Origin of the sequence: Nonomuraea coxensis DSM 45129, from assembly GCF_019397265.1 — a bacterium.
In the GTDB taxonomy this organism is placed as follows: Bacteria; Actinomycetota; Actinomycetes; order Streptosporangiales; family Streptosporangiaceae; genus Nonomuraea; species Nonomuraea coxensis.
The window spans coordinates 3,792,098-3,814,472 of sequence record NZ_CP068985.1 but is presented as its reverse complement, the minus strand read 5'-3'; the positions used below and the strand labels follow the sequence as shown (position 1 = coordinate 3,814,472).

Genomic DNA, 22,375 nt, shown 5'->3' with positions numbered 1-22,375 from the left:
TCATTGATGGTCGCGAACCGCCGGCGAGACCGGTGACGAGCTGGATGCCCTCTTTGACGCTGGCGCACGACGAGCGCCTGCCGGGGGTCACCGTGATCACGGTGAGCGGCGAGCTGGACGCCACCAACCGCGCGCAGCTCGACGCCTACGTCAAGGACCTGCCGGCCGGCCGGCTCGTGTTCGACCTGTCCGGGGTGCCGTTCATGGACAGCTCCGCCCTGCACGTCCTGCTGATGTGCGACGCCCGCTGCCGCCGCGAGGGCGGCTCGGTGCGCCTGGCCGCCGTGCAGTCGCTACCGGCCCGCCTGTTCGAGATCACGGGCGTGCTGGCCCACGTGCCGGTGCACGGCACGGTGGAGGATGCCGTGGCGGCGGCGCTCGGCCGCGCGGAACGTTCCGTCTGACCCCGCGGCCCTCCCCTGGCGCACGAGGATGACGACGTGCGGCCGGCGGACGGCTCGCCCGCGGAGGGCTAGTCTCAGCGTCACCTGAGCCATCGTCCCGGACGACTCACGGAGGAGCGGCCATGCTCGTCGCGCCCCTCCGGCGTGGGCCGCGTCCGTCGGCGGACTCGTGAGGAGGGTGAAGCCCGTGAACGACACACCGGCCCCCGCCGGGCAGCCCGCCGGGCAGCCCGCCGGCGACCTCACCGGGGAGCCTGTCGGGGACCTCGCCAGGCTTGCCGGGACCGTCGAGCGGCTGCGGCGCGAGCTGGCCGGCACGCGCCGCGCCGCCGACGACCGCGCCCTGGTCGAGCTGGCCAAGGGCGTGCTGGTCGAGCGGCTGCGGTGCGGACCCGCGCAGGCGGCCGAGCAGCTCGCCACGCTGGCGGGACGGAGCGGCGTGTCGCCGGTCGAGCTGGCCGCCGACGTGATCAACCAGGCCGCCGACGACCGCGTCAGCGCGGCCGCGCGGGCCGAACCGGCGGCGGCGGTGCCGCTGCGCGCCGCCGAGAGCGCCGCCCTCGACGCCCTCGACGCCGGCGACACGCAGGCCGTGGCCCGCTCCCTGCTGGAGCACGCGCTGCCGCCGCTCGGCGCGACGGCCGTGGCCGTGTGGGCGGCCGGGACGGACGGGTCGCTGTCGCTCGCCGGGTACGCGGGCTTCGGCCCTGAGGAGGCCAGGAGCTGGCAGCACGTGCCGCCCGGCGTCGACACCCCGGCCGGGCGGTCGCTCGCCGGGCGGCGCACGATCTGGCACGTCGGCGACCTCCCGTCGATCGGCCGCCGCCGCTCCGGGCCCGGCGGCCGGGTGACCACGCCGATGACCAGGGGCGGCCGGGTGCTCGGCGTCCTGGAGATCTGCTGGCCGCACGCGCCGGCGACCGGCTCCCCCCAGACCGAGCGGCAGGTCGAGCGGCAGGTCGAGGCGCTGGCTGAGGTGTGCGCGCACACGCTGGCCATGCCGGCCGCGCCCGCAGGACGGCCGGGTCCCGGGCCGGCGGAGCTGATCGGCCTGGCCGACGCGCTGCCCGATCCCGCGCTGGTGCTGGGGGCCAGCCTGGACGCGCGCGGCGCCGTGACCGACTTCCGGGTGCGGCACGTCAACCGGCGCCTGGAGGGGGCGGCGGCGCTGGAGGCGTACCCGTTCAAGGCCGGGGGGCTGCTGCTGGAGGCGTTCCCGCAGGCGGCGGGCGGGCTGTTCGGGCGGGTCGAGCGGGTGTACGCGACCGGCGAGCCGTTCCGGTCCGAACGCATGCCGCTCGCGCTCAGCGTGACGGGCGTGGCCGACGTCAGCCTCACCCGGCACGGCGAGAGCGTGCTGCTGGTGTGGCGCGACCACGACGAGGACGCCCGCCTCGCCGGGCTGCTGGAGCACGCCCAGCGGCTCGGCCGCATCGGCGGGTTCGAGGAGAACGCCCTGACCGGCGAGGTCACCTGGAACGCCCAGCTCTACGCGCTGTACGGCCTGTCGCCGGGCGAGCCGCCGGTGCCGCTGGAGCGGCTGCGCGACCACGCCCATCCCGACGACGAGGTCACCGTCGGCCGCTTCCTGCGTACCGTGCTGCACCAGCGGCGCGTCGCCGCAGCCGCGTTCCGGCTGCGGCGGGCGGACGGCGTGGCCCGGCACCTGCGGGTGGTGGCCGAGCCGGTCTTCGGGCCGGACGGGCGGCTCATGGCGGTGCGGGGGGCGTACCAGGACATCTCCTCTCAGCACTGGACGGAGGTGGCGCTCGCCGTCACCCGGGACCAGCTCGCCCACAGCGAGCAGGAGTCGGCCGAGCGCAACCGGCTGGCCCTGCAGCTCCAGCACGCGATCATGCCGCCGTCGCACGGCACGACGCGCTCCGACGGGCTGCACATCGCGGTGCGCTACCGGCCCGCGCAGAAGGAGCACCTGGTCGGGGGCGACTGGTACGACGTGGTCACGCTGCCGTCCCGGCGGATCCTGCTGTCGGTCGGGGACGTGGCCGGGCACGGGGTGGAGGCGGCCACCGGCATGGTGGTGCTGCGCAACGCCCTGCGCGGCCTGGCCGCCACGGGCGCCGGGCCCGCCCAGCTCATGTCGTGGCTCAACTCCGTCGCCCGCCATCTCGACGACCCCATGACCGCGACGGCGGTGTGCTGCGTGTACGACCCGACCGGCCGGACCCTGTCCTGGGCCAGGGCCGGTCACCTGCCGCCCATCCTGCTGCGGGGGCCGGAGGGCCGGGAACTGCCGATGATCAAGGGGCCGCTGCTGGGGGCGTTCGCCGACGCCGCGTACGAGGAGGGAGAGGCACGGCTGCGCGCCGGAGACACGCTGCTGCTCTACACCGACGGCCTCATCGAGCGGCGCGACCACAACCTCCGCCACACGCAGGACCGCCTGCTCGCCGTCGCCACCGGCGGCGCCACCACCCTGGACCGCCTCCTGGACGACCTGCTCATCCACTGCGACTCCGACACCGACGACGACACCTGCCTCATCGGCGTCCAGCTCACCTGAGACGATCTCCTTTGAGCCGGTGACATCGGACCCCCTGAGGAGAGTGTGACGCGCCCATGCACGCGGTCTTCGTCTTCGACCCGCCTTCGCAGGTCGGCCGTTTCTTCACCCCCGAGCTGCTGGCCGAGCTGCGGCGGCACGTGGAGCTCGATCCCGCGCTGGTCCTCACCCGGTACGAAGGGCCGGCGCTGGCCCGGGCCGAGGTGCTGATCACCGGCTGGGGCGCTCCCCCGCTGGACGCCCGCGCCCTGGAGAACGCGCCGCGCCTGCGGTACGTGGTGCACACCGCCGGGACGGTGAAGGGGCTGGCCGGGCCGGAGGTGTTCGCCCGCGGCATCCAGGTCAGCTCGCAGGCCGCGGCCAACGCCGTGCCGGTCGCGGAGTACACGCTGGCGATGATCCTGCTGGCGAACAAGCAGGTGTGGCAGCTCTCCCGCGCCTACACCGCGAGCCGCCGCCCGCCCGGCCTGGAGGCGATCTGGTCGGCGGGCGGCAACGCGGGCCGTACGGTGGGCGTGATCGGCGCCTCGGCGGTCGGGCGGCGCGTGCTGGAGCTGCTGCGCCCCTTCGACCTGCGCGCCCTGCTGTACGACCCGACCCTCGCCGGCGCCGGAGAGCTGGACGCCGAGCTGGTCGGGCTGCCGGAGCTGATGGAGCGCAGCGACGTCGTCACCGTGCACGCGCCCGCGCTTCCCGAGACCCGGCACCTGGTGGGTGCCGCCGAGCTGGCCCTGATGCGGCCCGGGGCGACGTTGATCAACACCGCCCGGCCGTCGCTGGTGGACCAGGAGGCGCTCGTCAAGGCGGTCGCCGAGGGCCGGATCCACGCGGTGCTGGACGTGATCGAGCCGGACGACGCGCTGTTCGACCTGCCGGGGGTGCTGCTCACGCCGCACGTGGCCGGGTCGGTGGGCACCGAGCTGCACCGGCTGGCGGCCGGGGCGGTCGCGGAGGTGGCCGCCGCGGCGGCGGGCCGGCCGCTGCGGCACGCGGTGGACCCGGCGACCCTGCACCTGCGGGCCTGACCCGAGGGGCCGGACGTCGCCCGCCGCCTCCACACGGCGGCACGGTAACGTGGCCGGTGAAACGATTCATCGCGATCACGCGGAAGGGTCACCTTGGACTACGAACGCCAGCCGTACCGCAGGTGCGGCCGCAGCGGGCTCCTGCTCCCCGCCGTCTCGCTGGGCCTGTGGCACAACTTCGGCGAGGGCAAGCCCGTCGAGAGCCAGCGAGCGATCCTGCACAAGGCCCTCGACCTGGGCATCACCCACTTCGACATCGCCGACCGCTACGGCCCGCCGATCGGCGCCGCCGAGGCCGCGTTCGGCCGCATCTTCCCCTCGTCGCTGCGGGACGAGGTGGTCGTCACCACCAAGGGCAGCAACCCCATGTGGGACGGCCCCTACGGCAAGGGCAACTCCCGCAAGCACCTGCTCGCCACCCTGGACCGCTCCCTCGCCCGGCTCGGCCTCGACCACGTCGACATCTTCTACCTGCACCGCGACGACGAGGACACGCCCCTGGAGGAGCAGGCGGCCACGCTCGACCACATGGTCCGCACCGGCCGCGTCCTCTACGCGGGGGTGTCCAACTTCTCGCCCGCTCGCACCGCCGAGATCGCCCGGCTGCTGCGCGGGCTCGGCACCCCGCTGCTGGTGCACCAGCCGCCGTACTCGCTGCTCAACCGGGGCATCGAGGACCGGCTGCTCGGGGTGCTCGAGGCCGAGGGCGTGGGCTGCGTGGTGTACTCGCCGCTGGCGCAGGGCCTGCTCACCGACCGCTACCTCGACGGCATCCCGGCCGGCTCGCGGGCGGCCGAAGGCCGGTTCCTGACGGCCGACCGGGTGACGCCCGAGGTCCTGGCGTTCGTACGGGCGCTCGCCGGGATCGCCGCCGGCCGGGGGCAGACGGTCGCGCAACTGGCGCTCGCGTGGGCGCTGCGCGACCCGCGCGTCACCTCGGTCCTGGTCGGCGCGTCCAGCCCCGAGCAGCTGGAGGCGAACGTGGCCGCCGTGGACAACCTCGTCTTCACCGACGACGAGCTGGCCGCGATCGACCGCGCCGCCAAGGAGGCCGGCGTCACGGCGTAGCGGCGGGGCGGCGCAGCGGGAGTGCGGCGCAAGGTAAAAGTCGGGCCGGGAAGTCCTCCGTTCAACGGCGAACGCGGGGCCCCGGCGCCTTCGCGGCTCTAGGTTTCGGGGCTCAGCCCACCCGCGAAGGAGCTGCCCCATGCCCGGAACCCCGGCCACGCCCGTCCCTCATGCGTCCATCCCTGAGGAGCCGGATCCGGATGGGGCGGGGGCGTTCGTCACCCGCCGGGAGGTGGCCCGGCTGCTCGCCGGGCTGGGGGCCGTCGTCGCGTGCGCCGGGCCCGCCTGGGCCGAGCCCGTGCCCGCGCGCGCGGGCGTACGGCGGTCCCGGGTGGACGCTCTCCTGCGTGAGCTGACCCTCCAGGAGAAGATCGCGCTGCTGCACGGGGCCGCCGACCCGGCGTCCAGGGGGCAGGCCGGGTACGTGCCCGGCGTGCCCCGCCTCGGCATCCCCGAGCTGCGCCTGACCGACGGCCCGGCCGGCATCCGCCACGCCCGGACCAACACGCAGACCGCCACGCAGACCGCCACGCAAACCACCGCGCGAGCCGAAGCGCAGACCGCTGGGCAGGCCGCCGCGCAGGCCGAAGGGCCGGCCGCCGCGCAGCACGAGGGGCGGGCCGAGGGGCGGGCCACGGCGTTGCCCGCGCCGGTCGCGCTCGCCGCCACCTTCGCCCCGGATCTGGCCCGCCGGTACGGCGCGACCCTCGGCCGCGAGGGCCGGGCCCTCGGCATGGACGTGATCCTGGCGCCGATGGTGAACGTCGTCCGCGCCCCGCAGGCGGGCCGGAACTTCGAGACCCTGGGCGAGGACCCGTTGCTCGCCGCCGCGCTGGCCGCCGCCGAGGTGCGCGGCATCCAGGGCGAGGGCGCGATCGCCACCGTCAAGCACTACGCGGCCAACAACTTCGAGAACGAGCGCCAGACCGTGGACGTGCGCGTGGACGAGCGGACGCTGCGCGAGATCTACCTGCCGGCGTTCGAGGCGGCGGTGGCGGCCGGCGCGGGCGCGGTCATGGCCGCGTACCCGCGCGTCAACGGCCGGTACTGCGCCGAGAACCGGCACCTGCTCACCGAGGTCCTGCGCGAGGACTGGCGCTTCTCCGGCTGGGTGATGTCCGACTGGGGCGGGACACGCAGCGGCGTGCCCTCGATCGAGGCCGGGCTGGACATGGAGATGCCCTCGGGAGCCCGCTTCGCCGGCCTGGCCGGGGCGGTGGCCTCGGGGCGGCTCGCCGAGTCCGTCGTGGACCGGTCGGTACGCAGGATCCTGCTCCAGCTCGACCGCTTCGGCCTGCTCGGCGAACCACGGAACGAGCTGACGAGCGAGCTGACGGACGGGCAGCCGGGCGCGCTGACGGATGGGCACCGGGGCGGGCTGACGGGTGGGCACCGGGGCGGGCTGGCGGGCGGGGGCCGGGCGCGGCCGGTGCTCGACGGGGCGGCCGGGGCGGCGGCGGCGCGGGAGGTCGCGCTGGCGGGGGCGGTGCTGCTGCGCAACGAGCGCGGCCTGCTGCCGCTCGCCCGCGCCGACCTGGCGGACCTGGCCGTCATCGGCCCCACCGCCGCCACGCCGCTGGCCGGCGGGGGCGGCAGCGCCCGGGTGCTGCGCGCAGGGACGGAGAGCCCGTTCGCCGCCCTGCGCCGCCGGGCGGGCGGGGACGCGCGGGTGCTTTTCGCCACCGGCGTGGACCTGGACGGCGTGCCGGTCCCGGCGAGCGCCCTGTCGCTGACCCGCACCGGCAGGGGCGGCGGCCAGGAGACCGTGACGCGGGTGGACCACACCGGCGCCGCCGCCCTGCCCGCCGGGTCGTCCTGGACGTGGACCGGCACGATCACCGCCCCCGTGACCGGCGACTACGACCTGCGCGTCCAGGGCGCGGGCGCGCCGCCGTCGGCCGGCGGCGCGATCACGCTCACCGTGGACGGGACCAGGATCGGCGCGGTCGAGGCGCTGCTCGGCGGCAACAGCAGCCTCATCGCGACCGCGGACGGCCTCACCAACGCGGGCGCGGTGGTCCGCCTGGAGGGCGGGCGGCCGACGCCGCTGCGGATCTCCGCCACCGGGGTCGCGGGGACGCCGCTGGAGGTCAGGCTGGCCTGGGTCACGCCGGCGCGGCGGCAGGAGGCGCGGGACGCGGCCGCGGATCTGGCGCGCGGCGCGCGGGCGGCCGTGGTGTTCGCCTTCGACGAGGGCACGGAGGGAGCCGACCGGACGAGCCTGGCGCTGCCGAAGGAGCAGGACGCGCTGATCGCCGCGGTGGCGGCGGCCAACCCGCGGACCGCCGTCGTGCTGAACACCGGGCACCCGGTGCTCATGCCGTGGCTGGCGGACGTGCCGGCGGTGCTGCAGATGTGGTACCCGGGGCAGGAGGGCGCGGACGCGACCGCCGCGCTGCTGCTCGGCGCGGCCTGCCCGGGCGGGAAACTGCCGGTGACGTTCCCTGCGCGGGCGGAGGACGGCCCGGCCACGGCGCCGGAGCGCCGTCCCGGCGGCACGGCGGTCTACGGCGAGGGCGTCTTCGTCGGCTACCGGCACTACGACGCGCGCCGGATCGAGCCGCTGTTCCCGTTCGGGCACGGGCTGTCGTACACGCGGTTCGCGTACGCGGGGCTGTCGGTGCGGCCGTCCGGGGACGGGCTGCGCGTGGCGTTCACCGTGGCCAACGTGGGGCGCCGGGAGGGCGTGGAGGTGGCGCAGGTGTACGTGACGCCGCCCGCGGACCCGCCCGTGCCGATGCCGCCGCGCGTGCTCGCGGCCTTCGCCCGGGTCCGGCTCGCCCCCGGCGAGCGGCGGCGGGTCACGGTGACGGTGCCCGGCCGGGTGCTGCGTCACTGGGACGGCGCAGGGTGGGCGCTCGCCGCGGGGAGGCGCGCGGTGCAGGTCGGCTCCTCGTCACGGGACCTGCGGCTGCGGCGGGAGGTGACGGTACGGTGAGGAGGGTATGAATCGTTTCAGTCCGTCCGGTGATCGCATAAGCTGGGCCCGCCCCGCAGGACGCGGTGGCGACTGACACTGGCGACTGACACTGAGGAACGATGTCGAGCATCAAAGAGGTCGCCCGCCTCGCCGGGGTCTCCGTCGGCACCGTGAGCAACGTGCTCAACCGTCCCGACCTGGTCGCCCCCGAGACCCGCGAGCGCGTGCAGGCCGCGATCACGCGGCTCGGCTACGTCCGCAACGGCTCGGCCAGGCAGCTGCGGGCCGGGCGCAGCCGGACGATCGCCGTCGTCGCGCTCGACCTGGCCAACCCGTTCTTCATCGACGTGCTCAGCGGCGTCGAGAGCGCCGCGCAGCGCGACCGGCTGACCGTGATGGTGTTCAACAGCAGCAAGGACGCCGAGCGGGAGGAGCGGCTGATCGAGGAGCTGGCGGAGCAGCGGCCGCTGGGCGTGCTCATCACGCCGGTCAACGACCGGGGGCAGCGGGAGCGGCTGGACCGGCTGGTGTCGCGGGGCATCCCGGTCGTGGTGTTCGACAACTCCTCCCGGCTCAGCCACGGCTGCGCGGTGGCGGTGGACGACGTGCTCGGCGGCCGGCTGGCCGGGCGGCACCTGCTGGAGCGCGGGCACCGGCACATCGCCTACGCCGGCGGGCCGTTCAGCGTGCGGCAGGTGGAGGACCGGCACGACGGGCTGGCCGGCGTGCTGGGCGGGCGGGGGCGGCTGACCGTCATCCGGCTGCCCGACCTCAACGTCGCGACCGGCCGCACGGCGGGCAGGGAGATCGCCGAACTGTCCCCCGAGGCGCGGCCGACGGCGGTGTTCTGCGGCAACGACCTGGTCGCGCTGGGTGTGCTGCAGGAGCTGACGCAGCGCGGGCTGCGGGTGCCCGGCGACGTGGCGATCCTCGGCTACGACGACATCGACTTCGCGGCGGCGGCCGCCGTGCCGCTGTCGTCGATCCGGCAGCCGCGCGAGCAGATCGGCGACACCGCCACGCTCATGCTGCTGGAGGAGTCGGGCCGGGTGCCGGGCCACCAGCACCGGCACGTGATCTTCCAGCCGGCGCTGGTGGAGCGGACGTCCACGGCGGCGCGCGCTCCGGTGGCCTCCTGACCAGGCCCGGCTTGAGCGTCAGGAGTCGCCGGCCCGGTCGAGCCGCTGGTCCTCGACGCGGGCGGCGTCGAGGTTGCGCATGCGATGCATCCAGGTGATCCCTTGTTCTTGATACGTTGTGCAAAGGTGTGCCGGGAAGTCTGGTCGGCGAGTCGTTCATCCGTTCTGAGTAAAGGATGGGTCCGTGCACCTTACTGACCGGTTTCCCGCGTGACGGCGCTTTCCTGGGCGAGCGTGGCGGTCTTCCTGGCCGCGTACGCGCTGATCGCCACCGAGAAGGTCCACCGGGTCGCGGCCGCGCTCGGCGGGGCGGGGATCATGCTGCTGATCCACGCGACCGGCGCCGAGGCGGCGTTCTTCTCCGAGCGCACCGGCGTCGACTGGAACGTCATCTTCCTGCTCCTCGGCATGATGATCATCGTCGGGGTGCTGAAGGAGACCGGGGTCTTCGAGTTCCTGGCGATCTGGGCGGCCAAACGGGCCCGCGGGCGGCCGTTCCGGCTCATGGTGCTGCTGGTGGTCATCACCGCGGCGGCCTCGGCGCTGCTCGACAACGTGACGACGGTGCTGCTCATCGCGCCGGTGACCTTCCTCGTGTGCGAGCGGCTGGCGCTGCCGGCCGCGCCGTTCCTCATCGCCGAGGCCATGGCCTCCAACATCGGCGGCGCGGCCACCCTGGTCGGCGACCCGCCGAACATCATCATCGCCAGCCGGGGCGGGCTGACGTTCAACGACTTCCTCGTGCACATGGCGCCGATGGTGATCGTGCTGATGGTGGTGTTCGTCGGCCTGTGCTGGCTGTTGTTCGGCCGGCGCTTCCGGCACGACCCCGGACGTGCCATGGAGATCATGGCGCTGGACGAGCGGGAGGCGCTCGGCGACCGCACCCTGCTGTGGCAGTCGCTGGGCGTGCTGGCGCTGGTCATGGCGGCGTTCGTGCTGCACCCGGTGCTGCACTACGAGCCCTCGATCGTCGCGCTGCTCGGCGCCGGAGTGCTGGTCGCGGTGACGAAGGTGACCACCGAGCAGGCCATCGCCGAGGTGGAGTGGCCCACGCTGGTGTTCTTCGCCGGGCTGTTCGTCATGGTGGGCTCCCTGGTGGAGACCGGGGTCATCGGCGAGCTGTCGAAGGCCGCCGTGGAGGCGACCGCCGGGCAGCCCGAGCTGACCACCCTGGGGCTGCTCGGGGTGTCCGGCGTCCTGTCGGCGATCGTGGACAACATCCCGTACGTCGCCACCATGAGCCCCATCGTCGAGCAGCTCGTCGAGGCGAACGGCGGCGACCAGGCGCTGTGGTGGGCGCTGGCCTTCGGCGCCGACCTGGGCGGCAACGCCACGGCCGTCGGCGCGGCGGCCAACGTGGTCGTGCTCGGCATCGCCGCCCGCAACGGCACCCCGATCAGCTTCTGGCAGTTCACCAAGTACGGCCTCGTCGTCACCGTCGTCACCGTCGGCCTGGTCGCCCCCTACCTGTGGCTGCGGTACCTCCTGTGAGCCGCGCCCCTGGCGGGGGCCCGAACCCCTGCCCGGGTCCGCCCGCCGCCGGCGGAACGCCACCCGGTAGTGTCGTCGGCGGTGTGCCGGGACGCCCGGCCGGTGATGCTTCCGTCCCGCCCTGGAGAGCCAGCGACAGATGACCCCGACCGCGCCCGCCGATCCCACGGACCCCTCCGCCGCCGGTGACTTCTCCCTGCGGGTCCGCGAACGCGGTGAGGTCCTGCTGATCGAGCTCGGCGGGCCGCTGTCCGGCGCGCCGGTGGACATCGTCCGGATGTACCTCGCCAGGACGCTCACCACGCTGGCGGTCCCGGCGCTCGTCGTGGACCTCTCCAGGCTGACCAGCCTCGACACGGCCGGGCGCGAGGTCCTGCGCGCGGCCACGCGCGAGGCCAGGGCGGCGGGCGGGCGCCTGGTGGTCACGGGCGGCCTGCCGCTGCTCGGCGCGGCCGGCGGCGACGGCCTGGACCTGCTCCCCACGATCGACGCGGCCCTCGCCGCACTCGACCCGCCCGCCGCCCCCTGACCCGTACGGCGGCGGCGAGGGTTTGGGTCCTCCCCTTCTTCCTCCCGGGGCCAAGGTGGAGGGTGGCATCCGTGTTCCTGGCGAACAAAAGAGATCACCATAGACACCCGCCACGCGACGCTCCAGCCCCCCGCGCCGCCGTCCGCCGCCGATGACCTGCCCGAACGGGTCGAGCGGGTGAGCGCGGACTTCGGCCCGGCCGCCGACCGGCCCGCGCGGGTCGCCGCCGTACGGCTGCGTGTCTCCGCGCCGGGGCTGCCCGCCGAGCGGCGGCCCGCGTTCCTGGCCGTGATCTCGCGCTGCCCTGTGCACAACTCGCTGCGCCGGCCGCCCGAGGTGGTCGTCGAGCTCGCCGGCGAGGCGTGAGCCGGCCCGCGACGCCCCTTCTGCCCGGAGCGGGACCTTCGGCAGGACCTCCGGCCCTACGTCCCTTGGGGCGGGTGGGCCAGCGTGGGGCTCAGGAGGTACGTCATGATCACGTCATATCCCACCGCGCGCCCCACCGACCTCGCCATCAGGCGGCTGATCGTGGCGGCCGGGCAGGCGGCCTCGGTGAACAACACGCAGCCGTGGCGGTTCAGGGTGCGGCACGGCGAGCTGGTCGAGCTGCTGGCGGACTGGGACCGCTGGCTGCGGGTGAGCGACCCGCGCGGCCGTTCGCTCCACGTGAGCTGCGGGGCCGCGCTGCTGAACCTGCGTGTGGCGGCGCGGGCGGCCGGGCGGTCGCCGGGCGTGCGGCTGCTGCCCGACCCGGACGGGCGGCCGGACCTGCTGGCCGTGACGCAGGTCGCGCTGCGCGGGCGGCCCTCGGCGGAGGCGCGGGAGCTGTACGACCTCATCCCGGTGCGGCGGACCTGCCGGATGCCCTTCGACGACCGGCCGGTCCCCGCGGCGGTGCTGGCGGAGCTGCGCGCGGCGGCGGCCCTGGAACGGGCCAGGCTGGTCCCGCTGGACCGGCGCGCGGCCATGGACGTGCTCGACCACGCCGCGATCGCCGAGGACGAGCTGGCCCGCGACGAGGAGTACCTGGCGGAGCTGGAGGCGTGGACGGGCGGGCGTGGCGTGCCGTCGTACGTGCAGGGGCCGAGGGCGGGCGGCCCGGTGGACCCGGTCCGCGACTTCGGCCGGCGCCGCGGTGAAGCGTGCTTCGAGCCGTACCCGCAGCTCGCGGTGCTGACCACGGCCGGGGACGGGCCGCTCGACTGGCTGCGCGCGGGGCAGGCGCTGCAGCGGGTGCTGCTCGTCGCGGCCGGGCACCAGGTGTCGGCGTCGTTCCTCAACCAGCCCCTCGACCTGCGGGACATGCGGCGGCGCGACGACCCGCGCACCCCGCACGGGCATCCGCAGATGATCCTCCGGCTGGGGTACGGGCCGGTGGTGGCCCGCGCGCCGCGGCGGCCGGTGGGCGACCTCGTCCTGGCGGAGACCTGACCCGGCGCCACGGCGGCGCGCCGTTCCCGCGGGTGTCGTCGGCCGGCCGTCACCCGCCGCCGGGGCGCGGCCTGACCACCGCGACCGGGCAGGTGAGGCGGTGCAGGACCGCGTGGCCGACGGACCCGAGCACGGCCGAGGCGAACCCGCCACGCCCGCGCGAGCCCACGACCACGAGGTCCGCCGCGCCGCCCGCCTCGATCAGGGCGTTCACCGGGTGCCCGTGCACCTGCGCGTCGGTGATCGGGACGTCGGGGTGGCCGTCCCGCCAGGCCGCCGCGCGGGCGGCGGCGGCCCGCGCCACGTACTCGTAGCCTTCCTGCGTCAGCGTCTCGTACGCCGCCGCGTACGGCGAGTACACCGGCGTCTGCCAGGCGCAGACCACGTGCAGGGTGACGCGGCGGGCCCTCGCCTGCTCGATCGCGTACGCGACGGCCGCCGCCGCCTGCTCCGAGCCGTCGTCGCCGACGACCACCCGGCCGTGCCGCACCGGGGACGTCCGGCGCACGATCACGACCGGCCCGGCGGCGTGCCCGGCCACGCCCATGCCGACCGAGCCGAGCAGCATCCCGGCGAACCCGCCGAGCCCCCGGCTGCCCAGCACCATGCTCTCGGCCGACGCCGACTCCGCGAGCAGGGCCTCGACGACGTTGCCGGTCAGCAGGGCGGCATCGACCTCGACGTCGCGGGTCAGGGCGAGCGCCCGGTCCCGCGCCACGGCCAGCGTCTCCTCGCAGGGCTCCAGGCCGCCCTGTTCGGGGGGCCGCCGCTCGCACACGTGCACGATCCGCAGCGCGAGCCCTCTTTGCTGGGCGTCGGCGGCGGCCCATTCGACGGCGGCGGCGGCCGGTGCGGAGCCGTCCACGGCGACCACGACGGGCCTGGTCATCCCGGGCCTCCTCCGCTTCCGTGCCGCCGCCCGCCCGCCGGCACGGCGCGCAGCGCCGGATCCGCCGGGCTCGCCCGGTCGATGCCCGCCCGGGTCACCGCGCCCCGGCGACGACCCGGGCGTCGGGGCCGGGGAACACCAGGGTCTCGTGCCCGTCCTCCAGCCAGCGCACGATGTAGGGCGGCGAGCCGTCGTCGTGCTCCACCCGGACGATCACGCCTTCCTTGCGGACCCCGCCGCCGTACGTGCCCTCGACCACCAGCCGGTCGCCCACACTCGCCCTCATCGCGGACCTCCTCGTCCCCCGGACTCGTACTCCTTCTCCCAGGTCAGATGCCCCGTAGAAGCTCCTGGTCACGGGAACGGCGGGCTCCGTTTCACGGGGCGTCCAGGGTCTCGGCCAGCTCGGCGATCCCGGCCCCCGTGAGCGCCACGGCCCGGCGGTCCCGGCGGGCCAGCTCAGCGGCGGCGATGGCGGCGCGGCGGCCTCCGGCGCAGGCGACGAGCACGGGCCGGTCCGGGTCGAGCTCGTCCGGGACGCCGCCGGAGAACAGCTCGGGCAGGAAACGCTCGACGGCCCCCTCGATCCTGACGCGCTCGCGCTCGGGGGCCGTCCGCACGTCGAGGAGCTGCGCCCCGGGTTGTCGCAGCCGTGCGGCGAAGGCGGGAAGCCGGGCCAGCTCGTACGCCTGCGCGCCCGCCGCCCCCGGCGGCCGGACGACTCCGCGCACGTCGTCGAAGCCGACCCGGGCGAGCTGGACGACCGCCTCGGTGACGTCCTGGCCGGGCTCGGCGACCAGCGTGACCGCCTCCCCGTACGGCAGCAGCCAGCCGGCCCAGACGCCGAAGTCGTCGTCCAGCTCGATGCCGTACGAGCCGGGCAGCATGCCCCTGGCCTGCACGTCCCGGGGGCGGACGTCCACGACGTGACCGGCGGGCCGGTCGAGTTCGGGCACGCGGACGGGCGGCATCGGGGGCACGCCGAGGAGGTTGACCGGGCTCATGTGCCGGTAGAAGGCCGGGATGGGCATCGGGGCGGCCAGCAGCGCGTCGGCGAACTTCTCCGGGTCGTCGACGGCCAGCAGAGGGTTGTCCTCCAGCTCCGTCCCGATCGTGGAGGTGTGGCGGCCCGCGCCGCTCACGGTGCAGAACGACCCCTGGCCGTGCGTCGGGTACAGCGCGGTCCCCGGCGGCAGCGCGGCCAGGCGGCGCAGCGAGGCGTGCTGGAGGCGGGCCAGGGAGCGGGCGCGTTCGGGGCCGAGCAGGTCGGTGCGGCCGGCGGTGGCCACGAGCAGGCTGCCGCCGGAGAAGACAGCGACCGGCTCGCCGTCGAGGAGCACGACGTAGCTGGTGTGCTCAGGGGTGTGGCCAGGCGTGTGGACGGGCCGGACGGTCAGGCCGCCGCCGGCGTCGAGGTCCTCCAGGTGGAAGGCGGGCGTGTGCGCGTAGGCGGGGGCGGCGCCGGCGGGCATCACCAGTTCGGCGCCGGTGCGGCGCGCGGCCTCGCCGGCGCCGGACAGGTAGTCGTTGTGCAGGTGGGTCTCCAGGACCAGGCGCAGGTCGACGTCGCGCTCGGCGGCGGCGTCCAGGAAGCGGCCGATGTCGCGCTGGGGGTCGACGAGGACGCCTCTGCCCTCGTGGGTCAGCAGGTAGGTCTGGTCGCCCAGGCCGGGGGTGCGGAAGGACAGGACATCCATGCGGAGCCCCTACCCGCGGCCCCGGCGGCGATGCCCGCCCCTCGCCGGGGCGGGCGGGTTTCGGCAGGGCCCTGTCCGGCGATGGGACGGGGGAAGGAGGGCCGGGAGGTGACTCAGAGCCGGGACGAGGTGCTGCGGCGGCTCGTACGCGAGGGCGTGCTCACGGCCGCGCAGGCGCTGGCCGTGCACGAGGCGCTCGACGAGGCGGAGCGGCCCGCGCGGGCGCGGTGGGCCGAGGTGGCCGGGTACGTCGGCGGCGCGCTGCTGCTGGCCGGCGCGGTGTCGCTGGCGGGGACGTCGTGGCCGGTCCTGTCCACGGCGGCCCGCGTTCTGATCCTCGTGTCCGCCACCGCCGCCCTCCTCGCGGCCGGCCTGCTCCTCGCCGACCTCGCCCCCCGCCTCCGTGCGTCCCGCCTCCGTCCGTCCCCGGGCGGGGGGCCGGGCGGGTCCGCTCCCCGCGTCCGCGCGGGCCCCGGGGAGTGGTGGCGGGCGTGGACGGCCGGGGCCGAGCGGGCCGGCGCGGTGCGGCGGCGCAGCGGGGGCGTGGCGCTGGCCCTGGCGTCCGTGACCGGGGCGCTGGCCGCCTCCGAGCTCTCCGCCGCCCTCACCGGCAGCCAGCTCGTGGCCGCCGCCGTGACCGGGCTGGTCCTGGCCGTCGCCGGGTACGTGGCGCTGCCGGGCGGCCCCTGCGCGGTGGCCGTCGCGGGGTTCGCGGCGCTGACCGCGGAAGCCGTCGCCGGCGAGCTGTCCGGCTGGAACCCCGTGGCCGTGGGCCTGACGCTGGTGGGCACGGGCGTCGCGTGGACGGCGCTGGTGCGGGCCGGCGTGATCGGGCAGCGGCGGCTCGGGCTGGGGCTCGGCGCGGCCGTGGCCCTGATCGGCGCGCAGCACGGCCTCGGGACCGGCGGCGATCTGGCCTGGTCGTACGTGGCCACGTTCGCCGTGGCGGTGGCCTGCCTCGTGCTCTACCGGTGGGAGCGGGCCTGGGTGCTGCTCGTGGCCGGCATCGCGGGGTTCACCCTGGCCGTGCCCGAGGCGGTGTGGGACTGGACGGACGGCGCGGTCGGCGGTTCGCTCGCGCTGATGATCGCGGGTCTGGTGCTGGTGGCGTCGTCGGTCCTCGGTCTGCGGCTGCACCGCGCCTCCCGCCAGGACCACTCCGCGTAGCCTTCCGGCCCCGCGCGGAACGCCCGGCTCCGGCGATCGGGCCGGCCGGGCGTTCCCGTGTGAGCGGTTTCATGCGGCCGCGGTCACGGCCCGCTCTCTGGACCCCGAGCGGCGTCACCGCACCCGCTCATCCGGGCGTGACGGTATGGATCACCTCCTTCGGGGAACGGGTTAACCGAGTCCATCACCGCGTGGCTGCAGCTCACTTGGATCTTCTTTGCGACCCAGTTGGAGACCCCGCGCCCACGACCGGGCGGGCGACATGCCCTTCATCCGACACAAAACGTGTCTGTTGTGATGGGAGCGCTCCCAATCCTCCCTTTGCGCGCTTCCTGCCCTTAAATCCTCTTTCACGGTCACAAATCACCCCATCGGTAACGGTTACGTTTCGGTGGATTGACGTGAACAGCGGGCAAGTGCACCCTTTGTGGGAGCGCTCCCAAAGACTCCCACCGCGGCAGAGCGCGTGCCGCGGTGCACTCCCCCAACATTCACCCGAGAAGGGGTCCACCATGATGATCAGCAAGCGTCGCGGCGGTCTGGCCGCGGCCTCGGTGCTGGCCGCGGCCGCGCTGACGGTCGCGTCCTGCGGCTCCGGCGGCGGAGCTTCGCAGTCCAGCGCTCCCGCCTCGTCCGGAGCGGCCGAGCCGGTCACGATCCGGGTCCAGACCTTCGGCGGCGGCACCAACTTCGGCTACAAGAACGCCATCACGAAGTGGAACGCCGAGCACAAGGACATCCAGATCAAGGAAGAGCACCTGACGGACCAGTTCGAGCAGCAGTACTGGCCGCAGATGATCCAGTGGCTCACGTCCGGCACGGGCGCGGGCGACGTGGTCGGCATCGACGAGGGCGGCATGGGCCTGGCCAAGGCGCACCCCGAGTGGTGGGCCGACCTGAAGGAGTTCGGCCTGGAGTCCCGCAAGGCCGACTTCCCCGCCTGGAAGTGGGAGAACGGCGTCAGCGCCGACGGCAAGCTGTTCGGCCTCGGCACCGACATCGGCGGCATGAGCATCTGCTACCGCGCGGACCTGTTCAAGAAGGCCGGGCTGCCGAGCGAGCGCGACAAGGTGAGCGCCCTGTGGCCGACGTGGGACGAGTTCATGAAGGTCGGCCAGCAGTTCCAGGGCAAGGTCAAGGACACCAAGTGGGCTGACGGCACCAACACGCTCTACCAGGTGTACCTCTACCAGGAGGCCGCGAAGAACGGCAACGTCACCTACTTCGACCAGCAGAACAACCTGATCGTCGACAAGAACCCGGCGGTCAAGAGCGCCTTCGACTTCGCCTCGACGATGAGCCAGCAGGGCCTGACCGCCAAGCTGCGCAACTTCACCGACGAGTGGGCGGCGGGCACCCAGAAGGGCGCCTTCGCCACGGTCGGCTGCCCGTCCTGGATGCTCGGCGTGGTCAGCGGCAACGCCGGCGACGGCGGCAAGGGCAAGTGGGACGTGGCCGCGGTGCCCGGCGGCGGCGGCAACTGGGGCGGCTCCTGGCTCGCCGTGCCCAAGCAGTCCAAGCACCCGAAGGAAGCGGCCATGGTGGCCGACTACCTGACCCAGGCGCAGACCGAGGCCAGCATCTTCACCGACTTCGGCAACATGCCGAGCAACACCAAGGCCCAGCAGGACCCGGCCGTCCAGGGCGCGAAGAACGAGTTCTTCAACGACGCCCCCATCGGTGAGATCTTCGCCAAGTCCGCCTCCTCCCTCCAGCCGGTCTTCCTCGGCGTGAAGCACGCGCAGGTGAAGAACGCCATCGAGTCCGTCATCCAGGGCATGGACGACGGTTCGGTCCCCTACGACAAGGCCTGGCAGCAGCTGGTCGACGACGCGGTCAAGGCCGCGGGCTGATCCTTCCGCCCGGCCCGCCACGAGCGGGCCGGGCACTCTGCCGCCGAAAGGTCTGCTATGAGCCTCGACACCCTCCCGCGGGCGACACGGAACAACCACCGCCGTGTCCGCCCGCCCGGCCGCCGCTGGGCGTCGCGCTTCGACGTCAAGGGGATGCCGTATGCCCTGGTGTCTCCGTACTTCATCCTGTTCGCCGCCTTCGGGCTCTTCCCGTTGGCCTTCACGCTCTACTACTCGCTCTACGACTACGACCTGGCCGGCACCACCGAGTGGATCGGCCTGGGCAACTACACCGCGCTCCTCGGTGACGACGACTTCTGGCGCGCCGTGATCAACACGGTCGGCATGTTCCTCCTCGCCACCGTGCCGCAGATGCTGCTCGCGCTGTTCCTGGCCAACGCGCTCAACAAGCGCTTCCGCTTCCGCCTGGCGATCCGGATGAGCGTGCTGCTGCCGCTGGTCACCTCGGTGGTGGCGGTCGCGGTCGTGTTCACCCAGCTCTTCGCCCGCGACTGGGGCCTGGTCAACTGGATCCTCGGCTGGTTCGGCGTGGATCCCTTCAACTGGCGGGCCGAGCGCATCCCGTCCTGGATCGCCATCGCGACCATGGTCGACTGGCGCTGGACCGGCTACAACGCGATCATCTTCCTGGCCGGCATGCAGACGATCCCGCGCGACCTGTACGAGGCCGCCGCGATCGACGGCGCCTCCCGCCGTCGCCAGTTCTGGCAGATCACGCTGCCGATGCTGCGCCCGACTCTGATCTTCGTGGTGCTGAACTCCACGATCGGCGGCCTGACGCTGTTCTCCGAGCCGACCACCTTCTACAACGGCAACGTGGACGGCGGCTCGCAGGGCCAGTTCCAGACGGTGGCCATGTTCATCGTCAAGGAGGGCTTCCGCGAGTTCGACTACGGCTACGCCGCCGCGGCCGCCTGGCTGCTGTTCCTGCTCATCCTCATCGGTGCCGCGATCAACTTCCTGTTCGTGCGCAGGATCGGAGGCACGAAATGACCAACTGGTCTCCGACCGTCTTCACGCGGGTCATGCTGGGGCTGGCCGTGTTCCTGTCGGCGTTCCCGCTGTACTGGATGGTGGTCATCGCCTCGCGCACGAACTCCGACGCGGTGTCCGTGCCGCCGCCGTTCCTGCCGGGCGGCAACCTCGGCGAGAACATCATCGCGGTGCTCAACAACGAGGACGCGAAGTTCCTGCTGGGCCTGACGAACTCGTTCATCGTCGCCGCCACGGTCACGGTGTCGGTCGTCATCATCTCCACGCTGGCCGGCTTCTCGTTCGCGAACCTGCAGTTCAAGGGCCGCAACGCGCTGCTGGTGCTGGTGCTGCTCACGATGGCGGTGCCGCTGCAGCAGATGGGCGTCGTCCCGCTCTACCGGCTCATGGTGAGCCTGGAGTGGACGGGCACCCTCAAGGCGGTCATCCTGCCGTACCTGCTGAACGGGTTCGGCGTGTTCCTGATGACGCAGTACACCCGCCAGGCCGTGCCGATGGAGCTGGTCGAGGCGGCCCGCGTGGACGGCGCGGCGACGCTGCGCATCTGGTGGAACGTCGTGCTGCCGGCCGTGCGGCCAGGCATGGCGGTGCTCGGCATCAACACGTTCATGCTCATGTGGAACGACTTCATGTGGCCGCTGATCGTGCTCACCCCGGACAACCCGACCGTGCAGATCGCGATCACCTCGCTCAACGCGAGGTTCTCCACGAACTACACGTTGATCTTCGCGGGCACGGCGTTGTCCATCATCCCGCTAGTCGCTGTATTCATCGCATTCGGCCGTCAGATCGTGGGCGGACTCATGGAAGGTGCGGTCAAGGCGTGACGACACAAGAGGAACAGACGCGTTCCGGGCTTCGCTTCCCCACGGGTTTCACCTTCGGCGCGGCGACCTCGGCGTACCAGATCGAAGGGGCCGTCGCCGAGGACGGGCGGGGCACCTCGATCTGGGACACCTTCGCCAGGACACCCGGCAAGATCCTCAACGGGCACAACGCGGACGTGGCCAACGACCACTACCACCGCTTCCGCGAGGACGTCGCGATCATGGCGGACCTGGGCCTGACCGCGTACCGGTTCTCGGTCTCCTGGCCGCGGATCCAGCCGACGGGCTCGGGCAAGGTCAACCAGAAGGGCCTGGACTTCTACAAGCGGCTGACGGACGAGCTGCGCGCGCACGACATCGACCCGTGGCTGACCCTCTACCACTGGGACCTGCCGCAGGAGCTGGAGGACAAGGGCGGCTGGCCCAACAGGGACATCGCCTACTGCTTCGCCGACTACGCGGCGACCGTCCACGAGGCGATGAAGGACCACGTCCACACCTTCAGCACGGTCAACGAGCCATGGTGCGCCGCGTTCCTCGGCTACGCCTCCGGGGAGCACGCCCCCGGCAGGCGCGAGCCGGAGAACGCGATCAGGGGCGCGCACCACCTCAACCTGGCTCACGGGCTGGCCGTCCAGGCCATGGGCGCGCGCCGGGTCGGCGGCTGCGTCAACCTGTACGCGATCTCCCCGGAGACCGACAGCCCCGAGGACCTGGACGCGGCCCGGCGCATCGACGGCCTGCAGAACCGCTTCTTCCTGGACGCGCTGCTGCTCGGCCGCTACCCGGAGGACGTGCTCGCCGACGTGCCCGGCGACACCGACTTCATCCAGCCGGGCGACCTGAAGATCATCAACGCGCCCATCGACGTGCTGCTCGTCAACTACTACAGCCGCTTCACGGTCTCGGGAGCACCAGGCGGCCGGCAGTCGGCGGCGGCGGCCCCCACGGACGCCGGTTCCCCGTGGGTCGGCAGCGAGCACGTGTCGTTCGCCAACGGGGGCCGCCCCGTGACGGCGATGGGCTGGGAGATCGACGAGGGCGGCCTCGTGGAGGTCCTGACCCGCGTCGCCCGCGACTACCCGCCGATCGCCATGGTGGTCTCCGAGAACGGCGCCGCGTTCGACGACGTCATCGAGGACGGCCGGGTGCACGACGGGCAGCGGCAGGCGTACGTGGAGGCGCACCTCGGCGCGTGCAAGGCGGCCATCGAGGCCGGCGTGCCCCTGGAGGGGTATTTCGCCTGGTCGCTGATGGACAACTTCGAGTGGGCGTGGGGCTACGGCAAGCGCTTCGGCCTGGTGCACGTGGACTTCGACACCCAGGAGCGGCTGCTGAAGGACAGCGCGCTCTGGTACTCGGAGATCATCCGGCAGAATAGGACCCATGAACCGACCGACTCTTGAGGCCGTCGCCGCCCGCGCGGGTGTGGGCCGGGGCACGGTGTCGAGAGTCATCAACGGCTCGCCCAACGTCAGCGCCAAGGCCCGCGAGGCCGTGGAGCTGGCCATCCGCGAGCTGGGCTACGTGCCCAACCGTGCGGCGCGCGCCCTGGTGACGCGCCGCACGGACACGGTGGCGCTGGTGGTGTCGGAGTCGCAGCTCCGGGTCTTCGACGAGCCCTACTTCGCCGGCACCATCCGCGGCATCGGGTCGGCGCTGGCGGAGACCGGGCTGCAGCTCATCCTGGCAATGGCGCGCACCCCGGAGGAGCACGCGCGGCTTGAGCACTACCTGACGGGGCAGCACGTCGACGGCGTGCTGCTCCTGTCGCTGCACGGCGCCGACCCGCTGCCGGGGCGGCTGGAGGCGATGGGCGTGCCGACCGTTCTCGGCGGCCGCCCCGTCGGCCTCGACCCCTACAGCTACGTCGACATGGACAACAGGGCCGGGGCCCGGCAGGCGGTCAAACACCTGCTGAGCCTCGGCCGCGGCGCGATCGCGGCCATCGCCGGCCCCCAGGACATGGGCGTGGGCGTCGACCGTCTGGCCGGCTACCGCGACGCGCTGCTGCCCTCCGGCCTGCCGGAGCTGGTGGCCTTCGGCGACTTCTCCGAGCAGAGCGGCGCGGCGGCGATGAGCGAGCTGCTGGAGCGCCACCCCGAGCTCGACGCGGTCTTCGCCGCCTCCGACCCGATGGCGCTCGGCGCGATGCGGGTGCTCAAGGCCGAGGGGCGCGCCATCCCCCGCGACGTCGCGGTGATCGGCTTCGACGACTCCAAGGCCGCGCTGCACGCCGATCCGCCGCTGACCACCGTCCACCAGCCGACGGAGGCCATGGGCCGGCAGATGGCGCAGCTCCTGGTGGCCCGCATCAACGGCGAGGAGCTGCGGCAGCCCGTCGTCATCCTCGACACCCACCTCGTCCGGCGGGAGTCGGCCTGAGAGGAGCCC

General features: G+C 73.9%; 19 protein-coding genes. 16 read left to right on the top strand and 3 right to left on the bottom strand.

The features are described 5' to 3' along the window. The first annotated feature begins 44 nt into the window (after window positions 1-44). The 10 genes from Nocox_RS17835 (at window position 45) to Nocox_RS17790 (ending at window position 12,534) form a co-directional block, all read left to right on the top strand. Window positions 45-404 carry an STAS domain-containing protein gene (locus tag Nocox_RS17835; RefSeq protein ID WP_026213711.1) on the top strand — a complete coding sequence of 120 codons (360 nt, stop codon included), beginning with the start codon at window positions 45-47 and terminating at the stop codon, window positions 402-404. Window positions 405-591: 187 nt separating this feature from the next. Continuing rightward, window positions 592-2,928: a SpoIIE family protein phosphatase gene (locus Nocox_RS17830; protein ID WP_020540054.1), complete on the top strand. Its 2,337-nt coding sequence runs from the start codon at window positions 592-594 to the stop codon at window positions 2,926-2,928. Between the two features lie 56 nt (window positions 2,929-2,984). Beyond that, on the top strand, window positions 2,985-3,953 hold the full coding sequence (locus Nocox_RS17825) for a hydroxyacid dehydrogenase (RefSeq protein WP_020540055.1): 969 nt from the start codon (window positions 2,985-2,987) through the stop codon (window positions 3,951-3,953). A gap of 93 nt (window positions 3,954-4,046) precedes the next feature. Continuing rightward, entirely contained in the window at window positions 4,047-5,021 is a 975-nt protein-coding gene (locus Nocox_RS17820; RefSeq protein WP_020540056.1) for an aldo/keto reductase, read from the top strand. Between the two features lie 139 nt (window positions 5,022-5,160). After that, complete coding sequence (locus tag Nocox_RS17815) at window positions 5,161-7,959, top strand: beta-glucosidase family protein (RefSeq protein ID WP_051112376.1); 2,799 nt, start codon at window positions 5,161-5,163, stop codon at window positions 7,957-7,959. A 101-nt stretch (window positions 7,960-8,060) separates the two neighbouring features. Next, on the top strand, window positions 8,061-9,080 hold the full coding sequence (locus tag Nocox_RS17810; protein ID WP_020540058.1) for a LacI family DNA-binding transcriptional regulator: 1,020 nt from the start codon (window positions 8,061-8,063) through the stop codon (window positions 9,078-9,080). A gap of 210 nt (window positions 9,081-9,290) precedes the next feature. Next, on the top strand, window positions 9,291-10,574 hold the full coding sequence (locus tag Nocox_RS17805) for an ArsB/NhaD family transporter (RefSeq protein WP_020540059.1): 1,284 nt from the start codon (window positions 9,291-9,293) through the stop codon (window positions 10,572-10,574). Between the two features lie 139 nt (window positions 10,575-10,713). Beyond that, window positions 10,714-11,103: an STAS domain-containing protein gene (locus Nocox_RS17800; protein ID WP_020540060.1), complete on the top strand. Its 390-nt coding sequence runs from the start codon at window positions 10,714-10,716 to the stop codon at window positions 11,101-11,103. Between the two features lie 177 nt (window positions 11,104-11,280). Next, window positions 11,281-11,469, top strand: coding sequence for an OsmC family protein (locus Nocox_RS17795; RefSeq protein ID WP_020540061.1), 189 nt, complete (start codon window positions 11,281-11,283; stop codon window positions 11,467-11,469). A gap of 105 nt (window positions 11,470-11,574) precedes the next feature. Continuing rightward, window positions 11,575-12,534, top strand: a complete 960-nt coding sequence (locus tag Nocox_RS17790; RefSeq protein WP_020540062.1) for an Acg family FMN-binding oxidoreductase — start codon at window positions 11,575-11,577, stop codon at window positions 12,532-12,534. 49 nt (window positions 12,535-12,583) lie between these two features. Here the strand turns inward: Nocox_RS17790 and Nocox_RS17785 are convergent, their stop codons facing one another. The 3 genes from Nocox_RS17785 to Nocox_RS17775 form a co-directional block, all read right to left on the bottom strand. Then, entirely contained in the window at window positions 12,584-13,423 is an 840-nt protein-coding gene (locus Nocox_RS17785; protein WP_020540063.1) for a universal stress protein, read from the bottom strand. A 94-nt stretch (window positions 13,424-13,517) separates the two neighbouring features. After that, window positions 13,518-13,709, bottom strand: coding sequence for a DUF1918 domain-containing protein (locus tag Nocox_RS17780; RefSeq protein ID WP_026213713.1), 192 nt, complete (start codon window positions 13,707-13,709; stop codon window positions 13,518-13,520). A 91-nt stretch (window positions 13,710-13,800) separates the two neighbouring features. Then, window positions 13,801-15,120 carry an MBL fold metallo-hydrolase gene (locus Nocox_RS17775; RefSeq protein ID WP_020540065.1) on the bottom strand — a complete coding sequence of 440 codons (1,320 nt, stop codon included), beginning with the start codon at window positions 15,118-15,120 and terminating at the stop codon, window positions 13,801-13,803. Between the two features lie 108 nt (window positions 15,121-15,228). Between Nocox_RS17775 and Nocox_RS17770 the strand changes: the two genes are divergently transcribed. From Nocox_RS17770 to Nocox_RS17745, 6 genes are all read left to right on the top strand, one after another. Further along, the gene (locus Nocox_RS17770) at window positions 15,229-16,287 is read left to right on the top strand and encodes a DUF2157 domain-containing protein (protein WP_020540066.1); all 1,059 of its coding nucleotides are present in this window, start codon (window positions 15,229-15,231) and stop codon (window positions 16,285-16,287) included. Between the two features lie 512 nt (window positions 16,288-16,799). After that, complete coding sequence (locus Nocox_RS17765) at window positions 16,800-18,140, top strand: extracellular solute-binding protein (RefSeq protein ID WP_020540067.1); 1,341 nt, start codon at window positions 16,800-16,802, stop codon at window positions 18,138-18,140. Window positions 18,141-18,197: 57 nt separating this feature from the next. Beyond that, the gene (locus tag Nocox_RS17760; protein WP_020540068.1) at window positions 18,198-19,154 is read left to right on the top strand and encodes a carbohydrate ABC transporter permease; all 957 of its coding nucleotides are present in this window, start codon (window positions 18,198-18,200) and stop codon (window positions 19,152-19,154) included. Then, the gene (locus Nocox_RS17755; RefSeq protein ID WP_020540069.1) at window positions 19,151-19,981 is read left to right on the top strand and encodes a carbohydrate ABC transporter permease; all 831 of its coding nucleotides are present in this window, start codon (window positions 19,151-19,153) and stop codon (window positions 19,979-19,981) included. Before Nocox_RS17760 ends, Nocox_RS17755 begins: the two co-directional genes overlap by 4 nt. After that, the gene (locus Nocox_RS17750; protein ID WP_020540070.1) at window positions 19,978-21,387 is read left to right on the top strand and encodes a GH1 family beta-glucosidase; all 1,410 of its coding nucleotides are present in this window, start codon (window positions 19,978-19,980) and stop codon (window positions 21,385-21,387) included. The genes Nocox_RS17755 and Nocox_RS17750 overlap by 4 nt, the downstream gene beginning before the upstream one ends. Beyond that, window positions 21,368-22,366, top strand: a complete 999-nt coding sequence (locus tag Nocox_RS17745; protein WP_026213714.1) for a LacI family DNA-binding transcriptional regulator — start codon at window positions 21,368-21,370, stop codon at window positions 22,364-22,366. Before Nocox_RS17750 ends, Nocox_RS17745 begins: the two co-directional genes overlap by 20 nt. Window positions 22,367-22,375: the final 9 nt, after the last annotated feature.

Excerpts from the sequence above, each read along its gene's own strand:
- Nocox_RS17835 (WP_026213711.1), top strand. The coding sequence starts at position 45 with ATGCCCTCTTTGACGCTGGCGCACGACGAGCGCCTGCCGGGGGTCACC.
- Nocox_RS17825 (WP_020540055.1), top strand. The coding sequence starts at position 2,985 with ATGCACGCGGTCTTCGTCTTCGACCCGCCTTCGCAGGTCGGCCGTTTC.
- Nocox_RS17815 (WP_051112376.1), top strand. The coding sequence starts at position 5,161 with ATGCCCGGAACCCCGGCCACGCCCGTCCCTCATGCGTCCATCCCTGAG.
- Nocox_RS17810 (WP_020540058.1), top strand. The coding sequence starts at position 8,061 with ATGTCGAGCATCAAAGAGGTCGCCCGCCTCGCCGGGGTCTCCGTCGGC.
- Nocox_RS17800 (WP_020540060.1), top strand. The coding sequence starts at position 10,714 with ATGACCCCGACCGCGCCCGCCGATCCCACGGACCCCTCCGCCGCCGGT.
- Nocox_RS17790 (WP_020540062.1), top strand. The coding sequence starts at position 11,575 with ATGATCACGTCATATCCCACCGCGCGCCCCACCGACCTCGCCATCAGG.
- Nocox_RS17785 (WP_020540063.1), bottom strand. The coding sequence starts at position 13,423 with ATGACCAGGCCCGTCGTGGTCGCCGTGGACGGCTCCGCACCGGCCGCC.
- Nocox_RS17780 (WP_026213713.1), bottom strand. The coding sequence starts at position 13,709 with ATGAGGGCGAGTGTGGGCGACCGGCTGGTGGTCGAGGGCACGTACGGC.
- Nocox_RS17775 (WP_020540065.1), bottom strand. The coding sequence starts at position 15,120 with ATGGATGTCCTGTCCTTCCGCACCCCCGGCCTGGGCGACCAGACCTAC.
- Nocox_RS17765 (WP_020540067.1), top strand. The coding sequence starts at position 16,800 with ATGATGATCAGCAAGCGTCGCGGCGGTCTGGCCGCGGCCTCGGTGCTG.
- Nocox_RS17760 (WP_020540068.1), top strand. The coding sequence starts at position 18,198 with ATGAGCCTCGACACCCTCCCGCGGGCGACACGGAACAACCACCGCCGT.
- Nocox_RS17755 (WP_020540069.1), top strand. The coding sequence starts at position 19,151 with ATGACCAACTGGTCTCCGACCGTCTTCACGCGGGTCATGCTGGGGCTG.
- Nocox_RS17745 (WP_026213714.1), top strand. The coding sequence starts at position 21,368 with ATGAACCGACCGACTCTTGAGGCCGTCGCCGCCCGCGCGGGTGTGGGC.